Annotated in this window: 15 protein-coding genes; all 15 read left to right on the top strand. The window is 39.9% G+C overall.

All coding sequences use genetic code 11. From position 1 onward, the window contains the following. The first annotated feature begins 14 nt into the window (after positions 1-14). The 15 genes from UFO1_RS24845 (at position 15) to UFO1_RS01540 (ending at position 25,475) form a co-directional block, all read left to right on the top strand. Positions 15-5,285, top strand: a complete 5,271-nt coding sequence (locus UFO1_RS24845) for a matrixin family metalloprotease (RefSeq protein ID WP_071841977.1) — start codon at positions 15-17, stop codon at positions 5,283-5,285. Positions 5,286-5,700: 415 nt separating this feature from the next. Beyond that, positions 5,701-7,860, top strand: coding sequence for a peptidase domain-containing ABC transporter (locus UFO1_RS01475; RefSeq protein WP_038667006.1), 2,160 nt, complete (start codon positions 5,701-5,703; stop codon positions 7,858-7,860). Next, on the top strand, positions 7,860-9,218 hold the full coding sequence (locus tag UFO1_RS01480) for an HlyD family type I secretion periplasmic adaptor subunit (RefSeq protein WP_051788787.1): 1,359 nt from the start codon (positions 7,860-7,862) through the stop codon (positions 9,216-9,218). Before UFO1_RS01475 ends, UFO1_RS01480 begins: the two co-directional genes overlap by 1 nt. 2 nt (positions 9,219-9,220) lie before the next feature. Beyond that, positions 9,221-11,374 (top strand): peptidase domain-containing ABC transporter, encoded by a 2,154-nt coding sequence (locus UFO1_RS01485; protein ID WP_038667009.1) that lies wholly within the window; start codon positions 9,221-9,223, stop codon positions 11,372-11,374. Positions 11,375-11,988: 614 nt separating this feature from the next. Then, entirely contained in the window at positions 11,989-13,518 is a 1,530-nt protein-coding gene (locus tag UFO1_RS01490) for an acyl-CoA carboxylase subunit beta (RefSeq protein ID WP_038667012.1), read from the top strand. Between the two features lie 381 nt (positions 13,519-13,899). Next, complete coding sequence (locus tag UFO1_RS01495) at positions 13,900-14,838, top strand: CHAP domain-containing protein (RefSeq protein ID WP_038667014.1); 939 nt, start codon at positions 13,900-13,902, stop codon at positions 14,836-14,838. 451 nt (positions 14,839-15,289) lie between these two features. After that, positions 15,290-16,411, top strand: a complete 1,122-nt coding sequence (locus tag UFO1_RS01500; RefSeq protein ID WP_038667018.1) for a DUF362 domain-containing protein — start codon at positions 15,290-15,292, stop codon at positions 16,409-16,411. Between the two features lie 122 nt (positions 16,412-16,533). Beyond that, positions 16,534-17,694, top strand: coding sequence for an iron-containing alcohol dehydrogenase (locus UFO1_RS01505; RefSeq protein ID WP_038667021.1), 1,161 nt, complete (start codon positions 16,534-16,536; stop codon positions 17,692-17,694). Between the two features lie 104 nt (positions 17,695-17,798). Then, entirely contained in the window at positions 17,799-18,932 is a 1,134-nt protein-coding gene (locus tag UFO1_RS01510; RefSeq protein WP_038667024.1) for an NADH:flavin oxidoreductase, read from the top strand. Between the two features lie 123 nt (positions 18,933-19,055). After that, entirely contained in the window at positions 19,056-19,670 is a 615-nt protein-coding gene (locus UFO1_RS01515; protein ID WP_038667026.1) for a TetR/AcrR family transcriptional regulator, read from the top strand. 44 nt (positions 19,671-19,714) lie between these two features. Beyond that, on the top strand, positions 19,715-20,794 hold the full coding sequence (locus UFO1_RS01520; protein ID WP_038667029.1) for a Gfo/Idh/MocA family protein: 1,080 nt from the start codon (positions 19,715-19,717) through the stop codon (positions 20,792-20,794). Positions 20,795-20,889: 95 nt separating this feature from the next. Next, positions 20,890-21,336 (top strand): MarR family winged helix-turn-helix transcriptional regulator, encoded by a 447-nt coding sequence (locus UFO1_RS01525; protein WP_038667031.1) that lies wholly within the window; start codon positions 20,890-20,892, stop codon positions 21,334-21,336. Positions 21,337-21,412: 76 nt separating this feature from the next. Next, a complete protein-coding gene (locus UFO1_RS01530; protein ID WP_038667034.1) occupies positions 21,413-22,006 on the top strand; it encodes a hypothetical protein in 594 nt (197 codons plus the stop codon). A 76-nt stretch (positions 22,007-22,082) separates the two neighbouring features. Next, on the top strand, positions 22,083-23,189 hold the full coding sequence (locus UFO1_RS01535; RefSeq protein WP_038667037.1) for a nitroreductase: 1,107 nt from the start codon (positions 22,083-22,085) through the stop codon (positions 23,187-23,189). A gap of 252 nt (positions 23,190-23,441) precedes the next feature. After that, positions 23,442-25,475 (top strand): methyl-accepting chemotaxis protein, encoded by a 2,034-nt coding sequence (locus tag UFO1_RS01540; RefSeq protein ID WP_038667040.1) that lies wholly within the window; start codon positions 23,442-23,444, stop codon positions 25,473-25,475. Positions 25,476-25,508 lie beyond the last annotated feature (33 nt).

The following is a 25,508-nucleotide window of genomic DNA, read 5'->3' on the forward strand; positions in this document are numbered from 1 at the left end:
TGGGGGAGAAAAACATGGCAAATATCAATGGAACAACAGGGAACGACATACTTCTTGGTACTGCAGGCGATGATGTAGTTGATGGTGGTGGCGGTGATGATTCCATTAATGTAGGAGCTGGAAATGACATTGTAAAGTATTATACTTCGTACACTCCTTCTAAAATTACAGGTGGATTAGGTATTGATACGTTGGATGCCAGTGCCCAGACGACTGGAGTAGCTATTAATCTTACTACCCAGTTTACTGACTTTGAAAATATAACTGGCGGTTCAGGTGACGATGTGTTGACAGGTACCATTGGTGTCAATACTCTGATGGGCGGAGCAGGTAATGATATTATTGATGGAAAGGGTGGCAGTGATATCATTAATGCTGGCGATGGCGATGATATTGTCAAATATTATTCGACGCTTACCGCTACTAACGTAAAGGGCGGTAATGGCATAGATACATTAGATGCTAGCGCTCTTACTACTGCTGTCAATATTAACTTAGCAACCCAATTTAAAGACTTTGAAAACATTACAGGTGGCTCAAGCAACGACACTTTAACTGGTAATGATCAAACAAATATCTTAATTGGTGGGGATGGTAACGATTATATTGATGGTGGAAAGGGTGCCGATAGTATCTATGGCGGTAATGGAAATGATACGATTGTGTTCCATGCTGACAACGCTCTTGTAGATGGTGGTACGGGAGTAAATATTCTAACGGCTGCTCCGTCTGCGACGGGAGTTAGTATTGACTTAACGAATGGTGTTTTTTCTAATATTCAACAAGTAATTGGCAGTAATTATAATGACGTCATTAAAGGGACCAGCGGTAATGATATTATCTCATCTGGTAATGGCGATGACATAATTGATGGCGGTGCTGGTATTGATACCATTGATGCAGGCGCTGGCAATGACACGGTAAAATATTATACTTCTTATGACCCTACTAAAATAAAAGGTGGAGCAGGTATTGATACGTTGGATGCCAGTGCACAGGCCACTGGATTAACTATTAATCTTACTACTCAGTTTACTGATTTTGAAAATCTTATTACTACCGCTAACAATGACACAGTAACAGGTAATGCACTTGCTAATGTCATTGACGGCGGTGGCGGTGATGATACGATTGATGCGGGAGCCGGCAATGATACTGTAAAATATTATGCTTCCTATACTCCTTCCAAAATAAAAGGTGGATTAGGGATTGATACACTGGATGCCAGTGCACAGACGACTGGAGTAACTATTAATCTTACTACCCAGTTTACTGACTTTGAAAATATAACTGGCGGCTTAGGTGACGATGTGTTGACAGGTACCATTGGTGTCAATACTCTGATAGGCGGAGCAGGTAATGATATTATTGATGGAAAGGGTGGCAGTGATATCATTAATGCTGGCGATGGCGATGATATTGTCAAATATTATTCGACGCTTACCGCTACTAACGTAAAGAGCGGTAATGGCATAGATACATTAGATGCTAGCGCTCTTACTGCTGCTGTCAATATTAACTTAGCAACCCAATTTAAAGACTTTGAAAACATTACAGGTGGCTCAGGCAACGACACTTTAACTGGTAATGATCAAACAAATATCTTAATTGGTGGGGATGGTAACGATTATATTGATGGTGGAAAGGGTGCCGATAGTATCTATGGCGGTAATGGAAATGATACGATTGTGTTCCATGCTGACAACGCTCTTGTAGACGGTGGTACGGGAGTAAATATTCTAACGGCTGCTCCGTCTGCGACGGGTGTTAGTATTGACTTAACGAATGGTGCTTTTTCTAATATTCAACAGGTAATTGGCAGTAATTATAATGACGTCATTAAAGGGACCAGCGGTAATGATATTATCTCATCTGGTAATGGCGATGACATAATTGATGGCGGTGCTGGTATTGATACCATTGATGCAGGCGCTGGCAATGACACGGTAAAATATTATACTTCTTATGACCCTACTAAAATAAAAGGTGGAGCAGGTATTGATACGTTGGATGCCAGTGCACAGGCCACTGGATTAACTATTAATCTTACTACTCAGTTTACTGATTTTGAAAATCTTATTACTACCGCTAACAATGACATATTAACAGGTAATGCACTTGCTAATGTCATTGACGGCGGTGGCGGTGATGATACGATTGATGCGGGAGCCGGCAATGATACTGTAAAATATTATGCTTCCTATACTCCTTCCAAAATAAAAGGTGGATTAGGGATTGATACACTGGATGCCAGTGCACAGGCATCAGGAGTAAATATCGATCTTAATACGCAGTTTACTGACTTTGAAAACATTGTAGGTGGTACTGGTGCTGATGTTTTGACTGGTAATGCGTTAGCGAATACTTTAGTTGGCGGCGCAGGAAATGATACATTGGATGGTGGCGCAGGAGACGACTATCTTGATGGTAGCATTGGTGGCGATAAAATTTATGGCGGGGCTGGAAATGATACTATTGTATTTGACTCAGCGGATGTTTTGGTAGATGGTGGACTCGGGGTAGATATTGTGACTGCTGCCTCTTCTGCTAGCGGCGTAACTATTGACTTGAATTCGTCCATGTTTACCAATATTGAAAAGTTTGTAGGCAGTAATTATAACGATACTTTGATCGGCACTGCCGGGGCGGACAATTTATCTGGTGGAGCTGGTGATGATATTATAGACGGTGGTGGCGGTAATGATATTATTGATGGCGGTGCTGGAAATGATACAATAAAGTATTATACATCAATTGTACCTACTAATATAAAGGGTGGAGCTGGTATTGATACCTTAGATGCAAGCTCTTTATCTTCCACTGTTATTAATCTAAACCAATTCCCAGATATCGAAAACATTATTGCAACTTCTGGCAATGATACGTTAACAGGCAATGCACTTGCTAATGTCATTGACGGCGGTGGCGGTGATGATACGATTGATGCGGGAGCCGGCAATGATACTGTAAAATATTATGCTTCCTATACTCCTTCCCAAATAAAAGGTGGATTAGGGATTGACACATTGGATGCCAGTGCTCAGACGACTGGAGTAACTTTTAATCTGGGTACCCAGTTCACTGACTTTGAAAATATAACTGGCGGCTTAGGTGACGATGTGTTGACAGGTACCATTGGTGTCAATACTCTGATAGGCGGAGCAGGTAATGATATTATTGATGGAAAGGGTGGCAGTGATATCATTATTGCTGGCGATGGCGATGATATTGTCAAATATTATTCGACGCTTACCGCTACTAGCGTAAAGGGCGGTAATGGCATAGATACATTAGATGCTAGCGCTCTTACTACTGCTGTCAATATTAACTTAGCAACCCAATTTAAAGACTTTGAAAACATTACAGGTGGCTCAGGCAACGACACTTTAACTGGTAATGATCAAACAAATATCTTAATTGGTGGGGATGGTAACGATTATATTGATGGCGGAAAGGGTGCCGATAGTATCTATGGCGGTAATGGAAATGATACGATGGTGTTCCATGCTGGCAACGCTCTTGTAGACGGTGGTACGGGAGTAAATATTCTAACGGCTGCTCCGTCTGCGACGGGTGTTAGTATTGATTTAACGAATGGTGTTTTTTCTAATATTCAACAGGTAATTGGCAGTAATTATAATGACGTCATTAAAGGGACCAGCGGTAATGATATTATCTCATCTGGTAATGGCGATGACATAATTGATGGCGGTGCTGGTATTGATACCATTGATGCAGGCGCTGGCAATGACACGGTAAAATACTACACTTCCTATGACCCTACTAAAATAAAAGGTGGGGTAGGCACGGATACTCTGGATGCTAGTGCCCAGACAGGATCCTTAACAATTAATTTAACAACTCAATTTACCGACTTTGAAAATGTTATCGGTGGCTCAGGAAGTAATACTCTTACAGGTAACACTGTGGCAAATGTACTAACAGGCGGAGGCAATAGCGATGTCCTTGATGGCAAAGGAGGAGCTGACAAACTTTACGGCGGCGCAGGTGATGATACTCTAGTATTTAACTCGGCAGGGATTCTCTTTGATGGTGGAACCGGGGTTGATACATTGACTGCTGCAAGCTCTACTGTAGGTGCCATTATTGATTTAAGTAAAATAAACTTTGTTGGTATTGAAAAAGTAGTTGGCAGTAATTTTGCCGATGCGATTACCGCTGGTGCTAGTGACGTAACGATTGATGGTGGTGCTGGCAATGATATATTAAAGGGTGGTGCTGGTGCTAACACTTTGATTGGTGGATCGGGTAACGATACACTATATGGTGGCGCTGGCAATGATACTTACGTTTTCAATTCTGGTTTTGGGCAAGACACCATTATGGATATGGCTGGCAACGGTGGTGATACGATTAAGTTTGGAGCTGGGATTAATAAAAGTAATGTAATCATCACGAAGAATAGTAATGATCTTGTGTTGAAAACAGCAGGCAGTGATTCCATTACCATGAAAAATTGGTATCTGGGAGGTTCTAACAAAGTAGATAATTTTATCTTTGGAGATGGTTCCACCGATAGTATTTCCAATTTCAGCTGGAGTAGTGATTTAAATACTACGCCAGGAGCTTTCAATATTGAGTTTGACTATTCACTGGATACCAACCATTTCTTTGATGACCCTCTTAAACGGCAGGTGTTGAATGAAGCGGCTAGTGCTTGGGAAAGTGTTATCAACGAAAATTTCCCTAGTATTACGCCTGGACAGTCTTTTTATATCACGAATCCTTCTACCGGTACAGGGACATTAATTAATAGTAGTAATCTAACTCCAGGTGCTGATCTGACCATCTTTGTTGGGGCTCATCAATTAGGACAAGGCGGAAGCTTATTGGGACTTGGCGGACCAAGCAGTAGCGGCGGTTACCATGCTGGATCAGCGTTTGAGCCAGAGGCGGGAGCTATTCAGTTCGATATTGATACAAACTGGTATTTCGATCAGACTCCGCTGACAACCAACGATATACCAAGTAATCAAATTGACTTTTTAAATGTAGCCACACATGAAATGGGACATGTTCTTGGTATTGGTACATCCCAACAGTGGCACAATCTTATATCTGGAACCAATTTCATTGGACAAAATGCAGAATTGGCGTACGGTGGTCCGGTGCCGCTCAATACGGGACTCGATCATTTTGGACCAACCGTAATGAGCGACGGAACCCATCCCATTATGAACCCGTATGCAACCCCAGGAGCAAGATACCCAATTACTTCACTGGATAAAGGCGCAATTGCCGATTTAGGATATAATGTAGTTTAATATAAAAGAGTTTGGCCTATAAAGAGAACCCCCTAAAGTAGATAAAATATACTTTAGGGGGTTCTCATGAATCACTATTAACATGTATTATCTCTTTAGCCGGTATTTAATTTGCAGATTATTTAGCTCCTTGGGGGGGATATTTTTCAGGTTGTAGACAAACTATGTTTTTAAAATAGCTAGATACACTTAAAAACAAGATTAAAGAAGCATTAAAATTGCATTAACGACTTTGTTTACATTCTGAAGCTAGTTTTTTATGAAATAGAAATTGATGAGTTTCATAGCAAGCAATAAGAATTAAACTTTACATATTACCAGAGGATATGTCGATTTCAAAGGTAATTATCATTTATTAGCGAATTAAACAATTTAGGTATTGTTAATAAACGATTTTGTCGAGGTATAACAGATTATGATGAAACTTTTACAGGAACAAGAAGACATTCTAGATGATAAGTCAGTTGATACCGGGCTGGTTTGTCTGGTGTTGGTGGTTCAGGCTTTAGGGATAGCTGCTGAGGAAGAGGCACTGCGCCAGAACTGTAGACTAGGCGAGAGGCTGATGGATACTAACACCTTAATCCAGGCAGCAAAATGTTTAAAACTGAAGACAAAGAAACTGAGTGTACCTACAGGCGAGCTTGGAAATCAGCCGATACCGGCTATTGCCATTATGCAGGGTGACGGCTATGTGGTGATTGGGCGTTGTACTGAGGGGAGAATTATCGTATTTGATCCTAGGACGCGGCGAAGTCAGACTGTAGCTGTAGAAGAGTTTGTAAAACTATGGAGCGGTCAAATTATTACTCTTAGAAAACCTTTCAGTTTCAAAGAATGTAAGAAGCGTTTTAATGTTGGTTGGTTTATGCCATCGTTAATACTGTTTAAAAAGTTTTTCGCTGAAACCATAGTTGCGGCATTTTTTCTTCAATTATTTGGTCTTGTGACGCCCTTATTTACTCAAGTTATTATAGACAAGGTTCTTCCTTATAATGGGACATCCACATTAGATGTATTGGCAGTAGCCCTCTTAGCCTCAGGAGTGCTTCAGACAGCCTTGGGTATTTTGCGAACTTATGTATTTACTCATACTACGAACAAGGTGGATGTCATCTTGGGTGCCAGATTATTTCGTCATATTACTGCTTTGCCACTTCGCTATTTTGAACTGCGGCGTGTGGGTGATACCCTCATGCGTATATCAGCCTTAAATACTATCAGAGAGTTTATGACGGGTACGGCTTTAACGGCATTAATGGATACTTTTTTTTCTATAGTGTTTATTGCTGTGATGTTTTATTACAGCTCTTTTCTAACTTGGATTGCCTTAGCGGCTATGCCATTTTTTCTCTTTCAAAATATTTTCGCTACTCCCATTTATCAAAAACGCTTAGAGGCAGTATGGGCTGCTGGGGCGGAAAGTAATTCTTTTCTGGTGGAGACAGTGACAGGCATTCATACCATAAAATCTTTGGCGGTTGAGCCCCAATTTAATTATCGTTGGGAACAAATGCTGTCACGTTATGTTAAGACTACTTTTGATAGTGCAGTAGTTGGTATTATCCTGGGAAATAGCGGTTCCCTAATTCAGCGTTTATCTGGCTTTGCTTTGTTATGGTTTGGTGGGCATATGGTAATTGATGGGCATATGACGATTGGTCAATTAATTGCATTTCAAATGTTGGCAGGGCAGGCAGGGGAGCCTCTTCAAAGGTTGATGGGCATGTGGCAGCAGTTTCAGCAAGCGGCATTGTCAGCTGAACGGCTGGGAGATATTATTGCTACGCCACCAGAAATGGTAAATCATTCTGGGGTGCAAGGGGGACTAAAACCTCTGCAAGGCAGTATTACTTTTGAACAAGTAGTTTTTCGCTATGTACCTGATGCACCACCTGTATTACAAGGAATTGGTTTACATATTAAAGCAGGTATGAAGATCGGTATTGTGGGACGATCAGGATCTGGCAAGAGCACTTTAACCAAGCTAGTGCAGCGGTTATATTTACCGGAAAAAGGCCGAATTTTACTGGATGACGGGGATGTATCCCAGATGGATCCAGCGTGGCTAAGGCGTCAAATTGGTGTGGTTCTTCAGGAAAACTTTCTATTCAATGGTAGTGTGCGAGATAATATTGCCACTGCTCGTCCGGGAGCATCCATGGAGGAGGTCATTCGTGCAGCTGAGATTGCTGGTGCCCACGAATTTATTCTGGAATTGTCTGAAGGCTATGACACTCGAGTCGGAGAACGAGGTATGGCCTTGTCTGGGGGGCAGCGTCAACGCATTGCTATTGCTAGGGCTATTCTTGTGAATCCAAGGATTTTGATTTTCGATGAAGCCACCAGTGCTTTGGACTATCAGTCAGAACGTATTATTATGAAGAATATGGATCATATTACTGCTGGCCGTACAGCGCTGATTATTGCTCATAGGTTGTCTACGGTGCGGCGATGTGATCTTATTGTAGTAGTCGACAGGGGTTGTATCGTTGAGCAGGGAACACATGAGGAACTACTTGCTAAAAAAGGTTTGTATTATAATTTATATATGTTACAACAAGAGGTACGATAATGTTAAAAAAGTTACAAATGTATTTTGGTATGCATGTTAAAGGACGTTTGTCCTCAAGTGAAAAAGATTTTTTGCCAGCTGTCTTGGAAGTGATGGAAAAACCACCATCGCCAACTGGGCGAATTGTCATGTGGACAATATTTCTCCTTATTACCCTCGGTATAATATGGTCCATATTTGGTCATGTAGATGAGGTGGCAGTAGCCCCAGGAAAATTAATCCCTGTAGGGTCTGTTAAAGTGGTACAGGCTGAAGATAAAGGTGTCGTTAAGGCTATTGGTGTGCAGGATGGTGATAAGGTAACTAAAGGGCAGTTATTGATGGAATTGGATACTACTTTTTCGGCAGCTGATTTAGCTCGCGTAAAGAAAGAGTTAGTATATTACAATTTGGAAATGGAAAGGTTGATGGCTGAAAAAACGGGTGCGCCTTTCTCACCACAAACAACAGCAGAGCTTGACGCTAAAGATCTAGAATTTCAACTTAGACTTTATCAGAGTAGGCAAAGTGAATTTCGCGCTAAACTGGCAGGCGCAGAGTCTAGTATTGCGCAGAATCAAGTTAGCTTAGAAATGGCGATGATTGACAGAGATAAATTTCAGGTATTATATGATATTGCTAAAGATAGGGAAGAACGTATTGATAAATTGGTAGCTCAAAATGCTGTAGCTATGTTTGTGTTGCTTGATTATCGATCGAAACGATTGGAGCTGGAACAAAATCTGGCTTCTCAAATTGCTAATCTCAATCGATTACAATCAGCAATTACACAAAGCCGGGAGGTACAGGCGGGCGTCATAGCTGAACATGATCGAGACATAGATACTAAATTGGTAGAGGACCGCAAACAAGTGGCGGCCTACAATGAAGAATTAAAAAAGACTGCCGAAAAAGAACGATTGTCACATATTACAGCACCAGTGGATGGTAGGGTGACACAGTTGGCTGTGCATACCGTTGGTGGAGTCGTTACTGCTGCTCAACCACTTATGGTAATTGTGCCTGAGGATGTTACTTTGGCAGTAGAGTCTTGGGTTGCCAACAAGGACATTGGATTTGTCCATAATGGTCAACAGGCAGAAATAAAAATTGAGACCTTTAGTTTCCAAAAATATGGTACCATTGATGCAGTGGTAGTTGATGTCAGTCCAGATGCAGTAGAAGATAAAGATAAGGGGCGAGTTTATCGGGTAATGCTTAATCTGGATAAGAATAATGTGTTGGTAGGCGATAAAGAAGTATTTTTAGGACCAGGTATGACAGCCAGTGCGGAAATAAAGATAAGGCAGAAACGCATTATTGAATTCTTCCTTGACCCCTTCCGCCGTTATCAGAGCGAGGCCTTGAGGGAGAGATAAGAATGAAGACAGAACAACATGTTGAAGAAATGAGCTCAAGACCTCAACATATAGATACGGCTTTAATATGTCTAGTGACAGTGGCTAAAATACTAGGAATTCCAGCAGATATCGTACAAATGCGTCGTGCTTATGTAGTAGGCGCAGTTGGCATGGATGATGTTGCCTTTGTTCGTGCTGCTAAGGATTTGGGAATGAAGGCTCGGTTGGTTAAGGCGGAACAGGAAAAGTTTCTCCAATACCCTTTGCCAGCAGTGGTTATTTTAAAAAATGGTAATTATGTTTTAGTGGTGCGCAGGGAAGGGGACAAGGTAGTTCTCATTGATCCCTATAAACCTCAACCCTTTACTATTTCCTTGCAAAATCTGTTTCAGGCCTGGAGCCAGCAAGTCATACTTATTACTAAGCGAGTAGGGCTTGAGGAGGCAGCTAGAAAGTTCAATCTGGCTTGGTTTGTACCAGTTGTATTGCGGTACAAGGGGCTATTTAGCGAAGTATTGTTAATATCGTTTATTTTACAATTATTTGGGCTGGCTGCACCAATGTTTACCCAGACTATTATTGATAAAGTACTAGTACATCGTAGTTTAAATACTTTGGATGTATTGGTGTTGGCCATGGTGGTAGTAGCTATATTTCAGGTATGGATGACAGCAGTGCGTAGTTATTTATTTACGAACACTACGAATAAAATAGATGTAACATTAAGTTCCGAGTTATTTCGTCACATTACAGCTCTGCCTATTAAATATTTTGAAACTTGGCAGGTAGGTGATGTAGTTTCACGAGTGAGAGAATTGGAAAATGTGCGTCAATTTATTACAGGATCGTCATTGACACTTGTACTGGATATAGTGTTTGCTGTGGTTTATATTGCAGTGATGTTTGTTTATAGCGGAGTTTTGAGTTTGGCGGCATTGGTGGCGTTGCCATTATACATAATACTGAACATAGTGGTAACGCCAATTTTTCGACGGCGCTTAAATGATAAATTTACTGCTGGGACGGAAAATCAAGCCTTTCTAATTGAGGCTGTGACTGGTATTCAAACTGTAAAATCGTTAGCTATTGAGCCTCATTTTGTGCAGAAATGGGAGCAATTGTTAACTCGCTACGCAAAAGCATCCTTTGCTACTGCTAATTTAGCTAATGTTGCTGGCAATATTGGTTCTTTTATTCAACAGCTTTTTACATTGGCTATATTGTGGATTGGCGCACATGCTGTTATGGATAATAAAATGACAATTGGTGAATTGGTGGCTTTTCAAATGTTGGCTGGTCAGGTAATTGCTCCAATTCTCAGGCTTGTAAATATGTGGCAGTATTTTCAGCAAACCCGAGTTTCGGTGGATCGGTTGGGGGATATTCTCAATGAAGATAGTGAGCCTACCTTTAATCCTAATCGTACGACTTTGCCTTATATTCGTGGTGAAATTATTCTCGATAGGGTAACTTTCCGTTATCGTAGTGATACGAGTGAGGTGTTACGGCAAGTTAGCTTGCATATTAAAGCTGGTATGCGTGTAGGGATTGTTGGGCGCTCTGGCTCGGGGAAAAGCACATTGACAAAAATTATCCAGCGTCTGTATGTGCCTGAATCAGGTAGGGTTTTGATTGATGGTGTGGATTTGGTGCAAGTGGAGCCAGCTTGGCTACGCCGCCAGATTGGTGTGGTACTACAAGAGAATTATTTATTTAATGGTTCTATCTCCCAAAATATTGCTACTGCTCGTTCAGAGGCTACGCTTGAAGAAATACAAAAAGTGGCACAAATTTCTGGGGCCCATGAGTTTATAAACGAATTGCCTAAGGCATATGATACTAGTGTGGGAGAACGGGGTGCCGCATTATCAGGGGGGCAACGGCAACGTATTGCCATTGCTAGGGCGCTGCTACCTAATCCTAGCGTACTGATTTTTGATGAAGCTACTAGTGCTCTTGATTATGAATCAGAACGTATTATTATGGATAATCTTGATAGTATCGCTGAAGGAAGGACGATGATTATGATTGCCCATCGTCTATCAACCGTTAGGCGGTGCGATATGATTGTGGTGATGGAATGTGGCAATATTGCGGAAATTGGTACCCATGACGAATTATTAAGGCATCAAGGGTATTATTATAACTTGCACCGTCAGCAGGAGGAAATGTAAATATAATGCTCAGTGGACTGGTAGCATCATTGTACTTATTGTTTGATTCAAGTAGCTTTGAGTCTGCTTCTAGATCATAAATATAATTTATTTGCAGTATATTTTTCTTGTTATTCGGTACCCGGTGATTTATTGGATGTTTAATGCAATTTAAGTGCATGACATAGTATTATGCCTATTTTACTTTTTAAGCAATTCCTTTCTCATGCAATTGCGGGAGAGACACGGTCTGGCGATTCCGTTGAGTTGAGAAACAATGGGATTAGGATTGACTTATTTGACGTACAATAAATTTCGCCGTTAGAGGTGATACACAGAACCGTATCATCTTTAACGACGAAAATAATATAATGGCTCCTAGAAATCTAATAGTTTAGGCATGGAAGCAAGCGAACCGTCGGCTCCTTCTATAGACTGAGAGGTCAGCGGATGAAATTCGCTGACCTCTCAGACTATATTGCATTATGTTTTTTTGAGGCGCTAGTATTTTATATCCTGGTGTTCGCAAACTTGATAAAGGCAGCAAGGTCTGATATAATGAACATGATTTAAAATTAGTACCAGGTAATAGTATCTGAATATATAACCTAGTATAAAATTCGGAGGGAATATAGATGAAAACAGTTTTGGAAAAAATTGAGAATTTGAAGACACAGCAAGAGACAATTAAATTGGGCGGTGGCGCAAAACGTATTGAAAAACAGCATGCTAGTGGTAAAATGACTGCTCGTGAGCGTATCGAAAGGCTTCTTGACCCGAATACTTTTATTGAGTTTGATCAGTTTGTAAAACATCGTTGTATCAATTTTGGTATGGAAAAACAAGAAAGCCCTGGTGAAGGGGTAGTAACTGGTTATGGTACGGTCAATGGACGACTCGTGTTTGTTTTTGCCCAAGATTTTACGGTAGTCGGAGGTTCCTTAGGAGAAATGCATGCTGCTAAAATTGTAAAAGTGCAGGAAATGGCATTGAAGATGGGAGCACCTATTATTGGCATTAATGATTCTGGTGGTGCGCGGATCCAAGAAGGAATTGATGCGTTGGCAGGGTATGGGGATATCTTTTTTAATAACACCATGGCCTCAGGAGTTATTCCACAGATCTCTGTTATTATGGGACCTTGTGCAGGCGGTGCCGTTTATTCTCCAGCATTAACTGATTTTATTTATATGGTAGATAAAACGAGTCAAATGTTTATTACAGGACCACAAGTTATTAAGACTGTGACAGGTGAAGAGGTGTCTGCTGAAACCTTAGGGGGAGCTATGACTCATAATGAGATATCAGGGGTTGCTCATTTTGTGACAGCCAATGATGAGGATTGTCTGGAACAGATTCGTTATTTATTAAGCTTTTTACCAAACAATAATTTGGAAACTCCGCCTAGATATGAGACTGAGGATAAGGCAAATCGCATGGAAGAGGCCTTAAATTCGGCTATTGCAGATGATCCTAGTATTCCTTATGATATGAAAAACATTATAAAAATGATTGTGGATAATGGGGAATTTTACGAAGCACAACCTTTTTTTGCCCAGAATATTATTACTTGCTTTGCTCGCCTAGATGGCAAAAGTGTAGGGATTATTGCGAGCCAGCCTAAGGTAATGGCTGGATGTATGGATATTAATACATCGGATAAATGCGCTCGATTTATCCGCTTCTGTGATGCTTTTAATATTCCCCTAGTTAATTTAGTGGATGTTCCTGGATTCTTGCCAGGTACTAGCCAAGAATATGGTGGTATTATTCGTCATGGCGCCAAGGTATTATATGCTTATTCAGAGGCTACAGTACCAAAAGTCACTGTAATCACTCGTAAATCTTATGGTGGGGCATATATTGGTATGTGTTCAAGGCACTTAGGTGCTGATATGGTTTTTGCATGGCCAACAGCAGAAATTGCTGTCATGGGACCAGCAGGAGCAGCGAATATTATTTTTCGCGGTGATGCAGAAGTAATGGAAAAAACCCAGAAATATGTAGAAGAGTTTGCTACTCCTTATAAAGCGGCAGAACGAGGTTTTGTGGATATGATTATTGAACCTAAAGAAACGAGAGTACGTATTATTGAGGCTCTTAAAATGCTCGAAACAAAAAGTGAAACCAGACCGGCCAAAAAACATGGTAATATGCCTTTATAAGAAATACAATAAAAAATGAAGGATTTGATAGTGAAGTGGGAGAGGATAGTCGTTAACGATAAATAATAATTTTCGTCGTTATCTATGATGCGAGGAACTACCCATCGTAGATGGTAATGATGGATTTCGTACGCTAAGAGTGGTACCCAGCATGTTGTTTTTTAGCAAGAACTATTTTAGTAGTAGTAATTTTCCTATAAATGGATTATTATGTAATTAAGTATTAAAATGGATGGCATCCATAAGTACACTTGCTTAATGGAGGCCATTTGTTTTGTTAACACTACAAGTTACAGTAAATGATTAACCGAGGCTACTATGAACAGAAAAAAATATGAGGAATAATTAAAAATAGGAACAAGTCTAACAAGGAGTTACAGTATGTATAGAAAAATTAGCTTGAGTATTTTGGTTATTTATATGTATTTTTCAGCCATTGCATTTGCTGCTGATTGGCACCAGTTACCGGATGGTATCTGTGCTAAATATGCCGCCCAAGAATTTGAAAAAATTGCACCGCAACCAGGAGTTAACTGGTTAAATACTAACTATGATTGGACTTTACAAGCCAACCAAGCTGGTTGGGTAACAAAGGCTATGGCTAGGGACGCAATGGTTGGAGCAATTGCAGAGTGGCAAGGTCTCGATAGAGATGGAGGACATGTTGCTATAGTTCGAGTCGTATTGTCTGATCGTATTATTGTAGAGGAGAACAATGTAGGTAAGGTAGTTGGTAATCGTATATACTCATTTGGTGGAATAAACTATAGATCTGAAGTGACTGATAGTTGGGGTAAAACAACTATCAGAGCAATAAAATATGATGATATGAGGAAGATGGATAGTCGCAAGTTTATGGGCTATATTTGGCCTATTCGTCAAGATGACTATGATAAAGATCCGGCGAAATATCAAGTATCCTACATGGATCAAATGGAAATTAAAGAGCCAAGGTATAAAGGATTTTTTGAATATTGGGCTCCTGCTTACATGCTTAAAGAATTTGATAAAGTAGCTCAGGAACCAGGTGTTAATTGGAAAGGAAATGTAACAAAGTGGATTGATAACGCACAAAAGGCTGGATGGATAACTAAAACTGACTCACATGATGCAAAAATAGGTGCGTTATTAATAAGAACTAATCCAACTAACAATAAAGTTAAAGTTGACATTATACGGGAAATTAAAAATAATGAGATTGTTGTTGATTCCCGTAAAAGTAATTTATATCCTTTTACAGAAACTTTGCAAATGGATGATTTAAAAACAGATAAAGAAGGTTTTAATTTCATTGGTTATATATGGCCAGTAAGAGAATAATAAATTTATAATATTAATGATGGTTATTAACAACTCGGAATAAAAACTCCACTAAGCAGTGGAGTTTTTTATTCTGATTATCTTATAATATTTTGTCATTTATTATAGAGGAAAAGGGATGTAGAATTAGATAATGTTCCACCTCCTCCCGTTATAATGTTTCATACCAGCTTTGAAGAATTAAAACTGCAGAGCTGGGGTGTTTCCAGAGAAAGAAACTGAAGATGTTAAGTTACTTTAAAAAGTTATCTTGGTATGAAGTTTTAGAAGTGGCACGTTCAAAAAGAATATATATGCATAAACAAATATATGATTTGTAGATTATGAATAAATAAGGGGCTTATTTAACTAATGTAAAAACAAAGTGAAATGACACCATGAATTGGTACTTCGAGATAGTTCCTAATAAAATGTATAGTAGGTATTCATTATAATTAATTGAGGTGATTAGGTGAGCAAAGTAGTAATTACAAAAGCAGATACTTATGATGAACAGGCAGTTGCGTTAGCAATGCATGAATTACTTAATCAATTGGGAGGTATATCAAAGTTCATTAAGCCGGGAGATAAGGTTTTACTCAAACCAAATATGTTGGAAGGGTTACCGCCAGACAAAGCAGTGACTACCCATCCTGAAATCGTCCGGGCGATGATAAGACAAGTTAAAGGAGCGGGTGGGATTCCTCTTGTGGGGGACTCACCTGGAGTAAGTAGTACACTGAAGGCCGCTGAAAAATGCGGTATTCTTAGGGTATGCCAACACGAGGACGTAGAGCTTATACCTTTTATCGATAAGGTGGAAGTACCTTTTGCTCAAGGTAGTACCGTGAAAAAATTCGTCTTAGCGAAAGCCTATATCCAAGTAGATAAAGTAATTTCATTGGCAAAGATGAAGACTCATTCCTTTATGGGGGTTACAGGGGGAGTGAAAAATCTATTCGGTTTGATGGTTGGGACTGATAAGGCTCAGTTTCACCTACGGATGAAAAAACGTAGCGATTTTGCTGGAATGTTAGTGGACTTAGCACAGGTGATAAAGCCAGTGCTTTATATAGTAGATGGTATTGTTGGTATGGAAGGTCATGGACCGCGAAACGGTAAGCCCAAGCAGGCTAATATACTTCTAGGCGGAAGGAATGGTTTTGCTGTGGATTTGGTCATGGCAGAAGTGATGGGGTATAAGGGGGAAACCATGCCTGTTGCAGCTAAGGCATTGTCCTTAGATTTGTCGCCAAGAATGAAAGATATAGAAATTGTAGGAAGTGGTAGCAATATACGATTAGAATTTGCTAAGCCTCGTAATTTAGAATCCTTAGATAATAAGTTACCTGCCCCAGTCGTTGACTTTTTTCAAAATCAGCTGACAGCTAAGCCAGTGATTGCGGATTGTTGCATAGCTTGTGGGCGATGTGCCGCCCATTGCCCTCCTGAAGCAATTAAAATGATGGATAATAAAGCAGTAATTGACTACAAAAAATGTATCCGCTGCTATTGCTGCCAAGAATTATGTCCTGCTGATGCAGTGAAGCTACAAAATGGATTATTGTTGAAAATGATAAGGAGAGGGAAGTAATAAATTAATTTTTGGAGAGTAGATTAAATAGTGCATAGGAAACGTTATTGACAATAAATATGACCAGTCGTATAATAAAGGGAAAGTATACCATTGTAAAATTATTTTGAGGAGTTGTTAATGTGCAAAATTTTCAATTTTCAAATCCGACAAAAATTATTTTTGGTAAAGGTGAAATTAAGCGATTGCCAAAGGAGATTCCTTCCAATAGCAAAGTACTAGTGATTTATGGTGGCGGCAGTGTCAAAAAAACTGGTCTGCTAGAAACAATTAAAGAGGTATTGAAGGATTATCAACTAGGAGAATTTGGCGGTATTGAGCCTAATCCAACTTATGAAACTCTGATGAAGGCTGTGGAATTAATACGCAAAGAGAACTATGATTTTCTATTGGCTGTAGGAGGCGGTTCAGTTATTGACGGAACCAAGTTTATCGCTGCAGCTGTACCTTTTACGCAAGGTGATCCTTGGGAATTGGTTGAAAAACATTTGCCTATCGATACGGCATTACCTTTTGCAACAGTTTTGACGCTGCCAGCTACGGGATCGGAAATGAATAATGGGGCTGTAATAACTAGGAAAGCTCTGCAGGCGAAATTACCGTTTTTTAGTCCAGTGACTTTCCCACGTTTCTCCATACTTGATCCAATTTATACATATACGTTGCCAAACAAGCAGATTGCTAACGGGGTTGTAGATGCTTTTGTTCATGTGATGGAACAATATCTGACCTACCCAGTCGCAGGAAAAGTGCAAGATCGGTTTGCGGAAGGACTGCTTTTGACATTGGTGGAAGAAGGTCCAATTGCTTTACAAGATCCAGAAAACTACGATGTACGTGCTAATATAATGTGGACGGCTACTCTTGCTCTAAATGGTTTGATTGGTAGCGGGGTACCTCAGGATTGGTCTACTCATATGGTGGGACATGAAATTACTGCTTTATATGGACTAGATCATGCTCAGACATTGGCTATCGTGCTACCATCCATGTTAGAAGTGATGAAGGAAGAAAAAGCAGCTAAACTTCTTCAGTACAGTGAGCGAATTTGGAATATAGATATCAACTTATCACCAGCAGAAAAAATCGAGTTAGCGATTGAGAAGACTAGGAACTTCTTTGAAACTATGGGCGTTAGAACTCGCTTATCGGATTATGGCTTGGGTGAAGAGACAATCGAAAAGATCATTGCTGGTTTAAAAGCACATGGAATGGTCAAGCTTGGTGAAAAAGGTACAGTAACAACGGAAGTAGTTCGTCAAGTATTAGCGTTAAGCTTGTAAGTTTGGTAAAGAAGTAAATGTTGTCGCCAATGACGGCATGTGCAGTTAAAAGACTAGTGGCGTATGTTTGAATAATTACGCTGCTATCATAAGGAGAGATACATATGGAACACAATGAGAAAATTAGAAATCATGATCTAGAGGTTTTATTTCAACCAGTAAGGATTGGGAATTTATCATTAGCGAATCGAATTGCCATGGCGCCAATGACAAGAGGATTTTCTCCTAATGGCGTACCTGGCGAAGATGTGGCAGGATATTATAGAAGACGAGCAGAAAATGAAGTAGGATTGCTTATTACTGAAGGTACATTGATTAATCACCCTGCGGCAGCAGAAGGCCTAGGTCGACCTAATTTCCATGGGGAAGCAGCGCTGAGTGGCTGGTCACAGGTTGTGGAATCCGTTCATAAGGCAGGAGGCAAGATTATTCCTCAGTTATGGCATGTTGGAATGGCACGTCAAATAAATGGTGACAATCCGAATCCAACTGCCCCACCAATTGGTCCATCAGGGATTGATGTAGCTACAGGGGTAAAAGTAACTGAACCAATGACTAAGTCCGAAATCGAACATATCGTTAAGGCATTTGGGCAGGCGGCGAGTGATGCGAAAAGCCTAGGGTTTGATGGGCTTGAGATTCATGGTGCACATGGATACTTAATTGATCAATTCTTTTGGGGAAAAACAAATCAGCGCCAGGATGAATACGGCGGAGATCTGGTTGCACGTACCCGATTTGCCGTTGAAATCGTGCGCGCTTGCCGGCAAGCTGTAGGCCCAGAATTCCCGATTGTATTCCGCTACTCTCAATGGAAATTAGGAAATTACAGTGCGAAGCTGGCAGAAAATCCGGAACAACTTGCTGAATTTTTAGCACCCTTAGTAGATGCAGGAGTAGACATTTTCCATTGCTCAACTCGTCGTTATTGGGAACCAGAATTTGAAGGATCACCTCTAAACTTAGCCGGGTGGACGAAGCAATTAACTGGCAAACCAACGATTACTGTCGGATCTGTTGGTCTTGACAATAACTTTATCGACTTTTTCATGGAAGGGAAAGGTGCAAAGACTACAAGCCTTACACCTCTCATTGAAAGATTACAGAAGAAAGAGTTTGATTTAGTAGCAGTGGGCAGGGCTCTACTTGCCGATCCAGCATGGGTAACAAAAACACATCAAAATAGAACGGATGAATTAATTCCTTTTGAACTTGGTGCAGAAAAAACATTGTCTTAACAATTGTCACACTAATTGCGCCATTGGACAGAAGAAGAGGCAGACTAAATCTGCCTCTTTCTCCTATCTATACAATGGATTGGCAAAAAAGCAGAAAGATACGATTACAAGAGGTGGTAACAAATGGCGAGGAAAAAAAGTGCAGATTTAGAAAAAACAAAACAAAATTTATTAGAAGTTGGCTTATCACTCTTTGAACAAAAAGGTTTTAACGCTACAGGTATCCAAGAAATAGCTACATCAGCCGATATTCCCAAAGGGTCATTCTACAATTATTTTTCGAGTAAGGAGGAGTTTGGCGTAGCGGTGATTCGCTATTATACCGACATAAGTACGGAAAGATGGGAAAGTATCTTAGATACGGCAACCCAAGAAGAAGATTATTATAAGGCGCTGTATACAGCATTTTCGGCGATTGCTGAAGAATATAGATGTGCCCAGATAAAAAAAGGCTGCTTATTAGGGAATCTTGCTGCTGAAATCAGTGAGGCCAGTGAAGAATGTCGTATGGCTTTGCAGCAATCTGTAAGTCAATACAAATCAATTTTAGCGGAACGTTTTCTCGTAGGACAGGAAATGGGGAAAGTAAGAAGGGATTTACCAGCACAGCAATTATCTGATTTAGTTTGGGACTGCTGGCAGGGAAGCTTATTACGGATGAAAATTGAAAAATCAGTGGAGCCAGTCAATAATGATTTGGAATTGTTATTCCATCATATTTTGCCACCAGGAATCTAGTGAACAAGGCTACATTTGCCAAAATTTTTAAAACGAGGTGCAAAATGAATAAAGTAAGATTTGCAATAGTAGGGACCGGATCGATAACCCCTACGCATGCCCAGGCAATTTCAGCGATACCTGATGCTGAGTTGGTTGCGATTTTTGGTCGATCTGCTGCAAAGGCGCAAGAACTTGCTACCCAATTTAATTGTGATTGGTACAATGACTATCAGGAAATGTTAAAAAGAACTGATATTGATGTAGTTTCGATCTGTACTCCTAATGGACTGCATGCTGATCTTGGAATTCAGGCTGCATTAGCGGGTAAACATGTTGTAATCGAGAAGCCAATTGATGTCACATTAGAAAAAGCGGATACCCTAATTAAAACCTGCCAAAAACAAGGAGTGGAATTGTCAATCGTATTCCAAAGGCGTTACAGTGATGGTGTTATCGCTTTAAAAAATTTACTGGAACAAGGCAAATTGGGTAAAGTGATTTTTGGAGGTTGCTACATTAAGCTATATCGGAGTCAGGAATACTATGACAGCGCTGCTTGGCGTGGGACATGGGATATTGATGGCGGTGGCGTTTTAATGAACCAAGGTATCCACTATATTGATATGCTGCAGTATTTGGCAGGATCAGTCGCAGAAGTTACAGGTCATTGTGGAACTTTCGGCCATACAGGCATAGAGGTGGAGGATACTGCCTCGGCTGCTGTTACGTTTCAATCTGGTGCGTTGGGAGTAATCGAAGGGACTACCTGTGCATATCCAGGTCTAGTTTCGCGGGTAGACATCTATGGGACAGAAGGATGCGCGGTGATTGAGAATGATGTACTTACCTCTGTTCAATTAAAATCGGGTTATGAATATAAAGTAGGAAGTAGTACTGAAAATGCTGGGGTGAGTAGTCCCGATATTTCTTTTGAATGTCATCAGCGTCAATTTCAGGAAATAACTACAGCATTAAAAAATAACACGGAACCACCAATCAGCGGAGTGGAAGGCCGAAAAGCATTGGAAGTAATATTGGCTATTTATAAATCCGCATTTACAGGAGATAGCGTATTGTTGCCTTTAGCAGATAGCTTATTTTTAAAAGATCTAGCTAAAACGGGTGGGTTCAAGAGAAAGTAGTGGGGCGGTAGCTGCTTTGGAGACTTGACAATTTGTGTCTCCTTACATATAATTAGTTTCATCAAACTAATTATATGTAAGGAGAACAGACTAGTATGGCGACGGAAGATATAATCGTTAAAGCAATCAATGTTCTATCTGAGTCAATGCGTGAATGTATGCGAAAATATAAAGAAGAGACTCCTAACAGCAAAGAATTATTTAATTTAACAATAACTCAATTACATTATCTTCATGCGATAAGAGAGAGGGGAAATCCTACGATAACCGAGCTTGCAGAAAAGTTTGGGGTGCAAAAATCTACGGTAACGGTTGCCATTAATAAGCTTTTACAAAGAGAGTTTATTGAAAAAATCTCCTCAGAAAGTGATCTTAGGGTAGTACATATCAGCTTAGCAGCAAAGGGAAAAAGATTAATTGAAATCGAAGATATGGGATATTATCAATTTGCTGGTCATATTATGGAATCACTGGATGAGACTGAAAGAGAAACATTTGCATACCTTTTAGGTAAAGTAACAGACAATACTACCCGCGACTAAACGCGGGTTTTAAATAAATTTATAGTTAGTTTCATCAAACTAATTTAATGTTAGACAAAAAAAGATTGGGGGTTGAATGGTGAATAGGATGGGAAAAATCTTTAGTATAATTGTTATGATTATGATTTCTTTTAGTTCAGTATTTGTTTGTTCAGCAATGGATAAAAAGGATGTTACTGATGAGGTTGTTCTTTTGGTTGTTGCAGACGAATCGAGGGAGACTTATGGACTTCAGCTAAAGAATGAAGTTTATACACAGTTAGAAAAGCAATTGAAGATTGCAATATGTAAAGATAGTGAGTCGCAAGACAAAATAACGAACTATAGTTTTGGCGAAATATCTAAGGCTGAGAAACCAGATCTTTTCGCACTAGCTGCTAAGAAAGGTGTGAATATGGTATTTGTTGTAGAGATATTGCCAACTAAATCTGATTTTAGTGAGATTCTTTTTTACCAGTCGATCAAATCGGAAGCAACAATAAAAGTTCGTTTATATGATGCAGTAAAACAACAATATGTATTGACAGAGGAAATAGGAAGTACAGGTATCAATAAAACAATAATTCCATACACTTTTGTTGGGAAAAAGGTAACTGTGCTAGAAGCCGTTCATAAAGCAACGAACATCGTAGCACAACGGGTTAACCAGACGCTAGCTAATTATAAATAGAGATAAGAAGAGCCATATCATCTTACATACAAGAGTTATATAAAACAAGCAGCTTATCTATAGGGAGTGGTGCTTTATGAATCGACGGCAATTCATTAATTACAGTGGAGCGAGTCTTGCCCTGCTAGGGGGAGCTTATCTATTCAATTCATTGTTGCAGTTTAAAACACCTGATAGAGAAAACGTAGGTAACCAGATAAAGGGGTTAGAGGAGGGGGCGCTAGATATAATATATCTAGCCTCTTTGGCACCTAGCGGACATAACACCCAACCATGGACGGTACGGATTATTGATAGTAATCACTGGATTATCGGTACAGATCTAACTAGGTGCTTAGCTGTTGTTGATCCAGAAAATCGTGAAGCTCTTCTTTCGATAGGGGCCTTTTTAGAAAACCTAGTCGTTGCAGCAAGGGTAAAAGGATATGATGTAGATGTTCAAGTAGTAGCTAAACAGCCAAAAGATAGAGATGTATTAGATATAAAGCTAAGAAAAGTTAACGGGTCAAATAATTTTGATGTTAAGAAAATAAGATTGCGCAGGACGGTTAGAAATAACCTTCTTAACGATCAATTATCGAGGGAAGATATTCAATTTCTGATAGGAAAAAATACAGATTCTATTTATTATACAAGGGAGTCAAGAGAAGGGCATTATCTTGCAGAAGGGACTCTTTTGGCTAACAAATCACAGGTCTATAGGGATTCTGCGCAAGAGGAATTGGCGCAGTGGATTCGATGGTCGAACCAGGATAGTAGGCATTATCGCAATGGGTTAACTCCTGAAACAATGGAGATAGAAGGTATAGCGAAATGGTATGTTAAAAACTTTTATACTAGACAATCTGTTTTGGAGAATAGCTTTCGAGAGGAAACAATTAAGAAAGTAGGGGAACAAGTGGCTGCTGGCAGTGGGTGGTTGCTAATTACCAGTAAGGATTCCTCGATTCCAGAATTGATTGAGACGGGTCGAAAGCTTCAGAGGATGTGGCTTGAGGCACGGGATAAAAGAATAGCAATCCACCCCATGACCCAAATGCTCGAAGAAGAAATAATAGGAAATGAAATGGCATCTTTTTTAGGAATTACTGAGAAAATCCAATTTTTATTACGAATAGGCTATTGCAATGACTATCCCCAACCTGTGAGTCCAAGAATGTTATTAGCAAATATAATCTTATAAGAGTTGCAACATATATTTGAAGTGCTTGTTCAAGATTATTTAGTAGAATATATCACGAATGTACTCAATAAAATTGGCATATAGATTCAATTAATTGAGTCTGGCTGATAACTCCTGAAATTAAAAAAAATTCCAGTTGACAAAGGAAACTGCAGAAAAATGTCGAAAAATATCTTTAAATGTAATTGATACGAAGCATTTTACCATGTTTGCTTTTGATGCAAGTACAATTTATTTAAAGGAGTCTATAAAATGAAAGTGAAAAATATCCAAACTCGTTTACTACTAGGTCTTATTCCTCTTATTTTAGTGGTGTTAATTGCGTTATCGGGTGTTAGTTACTATCTAGCCAAACAATCTCTATTAAAAAGTGTAGATGATACTGGGCGAGCGGTAGGTACTGATTATAGCAATCGAGTACAAGCAGATATGGAAAAGATGATTGTTCAATTAGAGGATTTAGCCAGTATTCAGCGTATTCGCGCAGGCACTGATAAAGTTCAGATTACAGAGGCCATGTCAGAGATGCAGAAACGCCTTGGAATTTTTGATGTCGTTGCTTTCATTTCACCTGATGGATCAGGGGTTATTAATACAGGACAAACAGCTTCTTACAATGATCGAGAATATTTTAAGAAAGTGGTAGCAACAAAGAAGGCTGTTGTATCAGATCCTCTCGTTTCAAAAGTTACAGGGAAATTGGCAGTTGTTTTAGCAGTACCTGTAATGAATAATGGTCAACTAACAGGAGTCTTAATTGGAACTTTTTCCATGGAAAAATTAAGTGAAATGATGAAAGAGCTAAAATTTTTAGAGACAGGTTACGGTCAGGTTGCAGATGATTCGGGTATGGTTATTGCTCATCCCAAACAGCCTGATCTTGTAGGGAAATTAAATCTGCTTGACAAGAAAATCAATCCAGAACTTAAGTTACCACAAAGTGATCTTGACGAACGTTTGACCAATATATTTAAGGTAGCATCTAAAGAGGGGAAACAGTCCAGAGGGGTATATAGCTTTGTTGATGGTGTAGAACGAGTTGCAGTAGCCACTCCAATTAACTTACCAGGTGACCAGCGTTGGGTTGTAATCGTAGCGGCGCCTGAAGTGGAAGCAACTCGTCAAGTCGATAGCCTAACAAAAATGATGCTATTGATTTCTGTAATATGTTTACTCATCGCAGTAGCTGCTATTTTGTTCATTGCGAAACAGTTTGTAAAACCAATTTTGGTCATACGTGACGAATGTCTACTATTAGCTGAAGGAGATTTGCGGGAGCGAGAAGCAAAAGTTTCTTCCGAAGACGAAATTGGGCAGCTAGCGAAGGGTTTTCGCGAGATGAGGACCAATCTGCGTGAGCTTGTCACAAAGGTACACTCTCAGTCCGAACAGTTGGCGGCTTCTAGTGAAGAGCTGACAGCCAGCGCCGATCAGTCGGCTCAAGCTGCCAATCAAGTTGCTATATCGATTACCGATGTGGCGAATGGTTCCCAGGAACAACTGACTGCCGCAAATGAAACCTCTGCAGTGGTGGAAGGGATGTCAGCAAGTATCGAGCAGATTTCCGCTACCACCAATGAAGTAGCTGAGCAATCCAGTCAAACAGCTAATAAAGCAAACGAAGGTAATAAGGCAGTAAATAAAGCGGTTATTCAAATGAAACAAATTGAACAGACGGTACAAACCTCTGCGCAAGCAGTAGCCGAATTAGGTGAACGATCTAAGGAAATTGGACAGATTGTAGCTACTATTTCCGGGATCGCTGGACAAACCAATTTATTGGCTCTTAATGCGGCGATTGAAGCAGCGCGGGCAGGTGAGCAAGGACGCGGCTTTGCTGTAGTAGCTGAGGAAGTTCGTAAATTGGCTGAACAGTCCCAAGAGGCAACAAAACAGATCGCCTCATTGATTAGTGGAATTCAGGGAGATACGGATAAAGCAGTAATGGCTATGGATGATGGTACTAGAGAAGTTAAGTTAGGCGCAGAAGTAGTGGATGCTGCTGGACAGGCATTTCAAGAGATTGTGATAATGGTTACACAAGTATCAAATCAAGTAAGGGAAATTTCTTCTTCCATTGATCAAATGGCAATTGGTAGTCAACAAATTGTAGAATCCGTAAACCGGATTGACAGCTTAAGTAAAAAGGCTACCGAAGAATCCCAGACCGTTTCTGCAGCTACTGAAGAACAATCAGCCTCTATGGAGGAAATTGCCTCTTCTAGCCAGAGCTTAGCAAATTTAGCTATGGATCTACGGGAAGCTGTTACTCGTTTCAGAGTATAATTTTACCCTTTAATTGAAGAACATAAAATACTC

Origin of the sequence: Pelosinus sp. UFO1, from assembly GCF_000725345.1 — a bacterium.
Classification (GTDB): domain Bacteria; phylum Bacillota; class Negativicutes; order DSM-13327; family DSM-13327; genus Pelosinus.